The organism is Halorubrum tibetense (assembly GCF_042661865.1).
GTDB lineage: Archaea > Halobacteriota > Halobacteria > Halobacteriales > Haloferacaceae > Halorubrum > Halorubrum tibetense.
This window is the reverse complement of the sequence record NZ_JBHSWW010000276.1, coordinates 1-3179: the sequence shown is the minus strand read 5'-3', so window position 1 is coordinate 3179 and position 3179 is coordinate 1. Positions and strand designations below refer to the sequence as shown.

Annotated in this window: 4 protein-coding genes; 2 read left to right on the top strand and 2 right to left on the bottom strand. The window is 67.9% G+C overall.

What is annotated here, in order from left to right; translation table 11 throughout:
- Together ACFQEU_RS13550 and ACFQEU_RS13545 are read right to left on the bottom strand one after the other, a co-directional pair.
- The coding region (locus tag ACFQEU_RS13550) for a hypothetical protein (RefSeq protein ID WP_379783007.1) at nucleotides 1-817 on the bottom strand (817 nt) is incomplete at its 3' end.
- 123 nt (nucleotides 818-940) lie between these two features.
- The gene (locus ACFQEU_RS13545) at nucleotides 941-1243 is read right to left on the bottom strand and encodes a DUF7091 family protein (protein WP_379783005.1); all 303 of its coding nucleotides are present in this window, start codon (nucleotides 1241-1243) and stop codon (nucleotides 941-943) included.
- 416 nt (nucleotides 1244-1659) lie between these two features.
- Between ACFQEU_RS13545 and ACFQEU_RS13540 the strand changes: the two genes are divergently transcribed.
- Nucleotides 1660-2586: a replication factor A gene (locus tag ACFQEU_RS13540; RefSeq protein ID WP_379783003.1), complete on the top strand. Its 927-nt coding sequence runs from the start codon at nucleotides 1660-1662 to the stop codon at nucleotides 2584-2586.
- Between the two features lies 1 nt (nucleotide 2587).
- Nucleotides 2588-3179, top strand: a 592-nt coding sequence (locus ACFQEU_RS13535) for an RPA family protein (protein ID WP_379783001.1), incomplete at its 3' end; no start/stop codon positions are given.

Here is a 3179-nt window from a genome sequence, read left to right as displayed (position 1 = left end):
CGAACACCGCCGCGAGCGCGGTCCCGAGCACCGCCGCTTCGGCGTGTCTCCCGGCTTCGGTCCGAAACCGACCCGCGGTTTCGACGGCCGCCTCGCGGGTCCGCCGCCGGAGGAGCGCCCCGAAGACGGGAACCAGGAGCGCGAGCTCGAACACCGAGATCCACCCGTCGCTCAGCCCACCCTGAATGCCCCGGTACTCCCGACGGACGTCGCTCGCGAGCTCGCTCTCGATGAACTCGTTCTCCAGCCGCACCGCCGGGTCGTTGATGTCCGGCACCGTGTGGCGCAAGCGGAACCAGTCGTAGTACTCCTCGTGGATCTGGACCGCGGTGTACTCGCCGTCTGGGGATTCGTACGCACGGATGTGGTCGCGAGAGCCGAGGTACTCGCCGTCGTGGAGCTCGAACGACTCGTCGGCCCATTGGCCCCCATCGGGGCCGGCGAAGTACGAGTAGCGGTCGGAGCCGTGTGCGTCGTCCCACTCGCGGACGACGATGTCTCGCACGAGGTCGGGGTCGGCATCGGTTTCCTCCTCGTCCGTCTCCGCCCAGTCGGTGTCCTGCCCCGTCTCGAGCGCCTCGCGAACCGAGTCGCCGTCGTCGTGGAAGACGACGTTGATCGCGAGCGTCCGCCCGTCGACGGACTCGGTGCGGCTCGTGTACGGCCAGAGCTCGTACTCGCCGTCGACCTCGATCAGCGAGTCCGCCGGTACCTCCGCATCTGCCGGCTCGTCGGCCGCCCCGCCGAAGAACCCGGACAACGAGAGGCCGACGGCGACGACGACGAGGAGGCCGATCGCGACCGTCTTCCGTTCCATGGGTCGGTGGCATGCGCTCCTGCGTGAAACCTGTTGCGGGGGAGGGAACCGTTGCGGGGCAGGGGGCTTGCGGGGCAGACGGGTATCGTGGGTCAAGAGGCCGTTACGGCCCGAAATATCGCCTTACCACGTCTCCACGTAGCCGTCGCGGACGTCCCCCGCACACCCTTCACAGTCCGGGTGACCGGACTCGAAACACGCCGGGCGACCCTCGGCGTCGACCGTGACGGAGCGCTTCTCGGCGTGTCGCCGGCAGACGATCCGGGCGCGGCCGTCCCCGTCGGCCGGGAGGTCGTACAGCGCTGTTCCCGCGTTCGACCCCTCCGGGTCCCCTCGACCCTCCGTGTAGGCCCGCTTCGCCTCCTCGAACTGGCGGCCAGCCTTCCGGAGCTGCTGGCGGATCACGCGTTCGAGACGGTCGTCCATACTCCCCCTTCGACCGCACGGACCATAGGTCCGTTGGCGTCGCGGCCGGCAACGGGAGGCACCGCGCGTGAACGAGGCGTTCGTAGGGCCTGACGCAAGCGTCTCTGGTGTGTCGACGTGGCGTCAGCGGGGCATCGAGCCGACGTGGCGTCAGCGGGGCATCGAGCCGACGTGGCGTCACCGAGGCATCGGGCCGAGGTGGTGTCAGCAGGTGTCGGATCGAGACGTGTGATCGTTCCACTCGAAACGCCGCCCGCGTCTGGCTGACCTGCGTCAGACAGAGACCGGACACCTGCCGAAACCGCCGCGAGCGCCCGTCACCCCTCCACTTTCACCGCGGTCACATGCGTTTTAATACGATGAGGAACCAACCGCCGTACGCCTCCCACCGAAACATGACCGGAGGCGAGATACCCATGAGCGAACTGCGACAGGAAGCGGAAGCGATAGCGGAACAGTTCTCGGACCACCTCGAGGTGGGTCCCGACGAGATCGAAGAGCGGCTAGAGAACCTCGTTAACGAATACCGCGTGCCGCTCGAGGAGGCGCGACGCAGCGTCACGAACAGCTACCTCGACGACGCGGGCATGGAGCGCGACGAGCTCGGCCGCGGCGGCTCCGAGCGAGTCCAGGTGAACGACATCGACGAGGACGAGCAGTGGGTCGACCTCCGCGTGGAGCTCGTCGACCTCTGGGAGCCGCGCAGCGACTCGATCGCGCAGGTCGGCCTGCTGGGCGATGAGTCGGGCACGATCAAGTTCGTCGCCTTCGAGACCTCCGACCTCCCCGAGTTGGAGGAAGGGCAGGCGTACGAGCTCACGAACGTCGTCACCGACGAGTACGAGGGCTCCTACTCGGTGAAGCTCAACCGAACGACCGGGATCACCGAGATCGACGAGACGATCGAGGTCGGCGACAACGCCGACACCGTCGAGGGCGCGCTCGTGGACATCCAGTCCGGATCCGGACTGATCAAGCGCTGCCCCGAGGAGGACTGTACGCGCGTTCTCCAGAACGGTCGGTGTTCCGAACACGGCCAGGTCGAGGGCGAGTTCGACCTCCGAATCAAGGGCGTGTTGGACGACGGCGAGACCGTCACGGAGGTGATCTTCGACCGTGAAGCCACCGAGGAACTCACCGGGATGAGCTTGGAGGAGGCCAAAGACATGGCAATGGACGCGCTCGACACGACCGTCGTCGCCGAGGAGATGGCCGAGGACATCCTCGGCCGCTACTACCGCGTGACGGGGCCGACGTTCGGCCGCTACGTCCTCGTGGACGAGATGGAGGAACCCGGGACCGTGGACGTCGAGAGCGCGCTTATCAAAGCGAGGTCGATCTGAAATGAGCCAGTCAACCCCCACTCGAGAGGTCGCCCGGCGCGCGTTCGCGAGCGAGTTCAACGACGCCGGCTACACGTTCAAGGAGTCCGACGACGAGCGCGCCCCCGTCTACGCGCTGTTGCCGACGGGCGAGTCCGCCAACCGCGTGTTCTTCGTCGGCACGCTCACCGAGACGGACGACGTCGGCGAGGACAGCGAGTACTGGCGGGGCCGCATCGTCGACCCTACTGGGACGTTCTTCGTCTACGCCGGCCAGTACCAGCCGGAAGCCGCCTCGAAGCTTCGGGACCTGGACGCCCCCGCCTACGTCGCAGTCGTGGGGAAGCCCCGGACGTACGAGACGGACGACGGGACGGTCCGCGTCTCCGTCCGTCCGGAGTCGATCACCGAGGTCGACGCGGACGTGCGCGACCGCTGGGTCGCCGAGACCGCCGAGCGGACGCTCGAACGCGTCGCCGCCTTCGACGACGAGGGGAACGAGTACGCGCGCATGGCGCGCGAAGAGTACGATCCGGACCCCGAGACGTACAAGGCCGCGGCCCTGTCCGCGCTCGAGGGTCTCGCCGACGGCACCGGCGACGAGCTCGCCGGCG

Excerpts from the sequence above, each read along its gene's own strand:
- ACFQEU_RS13545 (WP_379783005.1), bottom strand. The coding sequence starts at position 1,243 with ATGGACGACCGTCTCGAACGCGTGATCCGCCAGCAGCTCCGGAAGGCT.
- ACFQEU_RS13540 (WP_379783003.1), top strand. The coding sequence starts at position 1,660 with ATGAGCGAACTGCGACAGGAAGCGGAAGCGATAGCGGAACAGTTCTCG.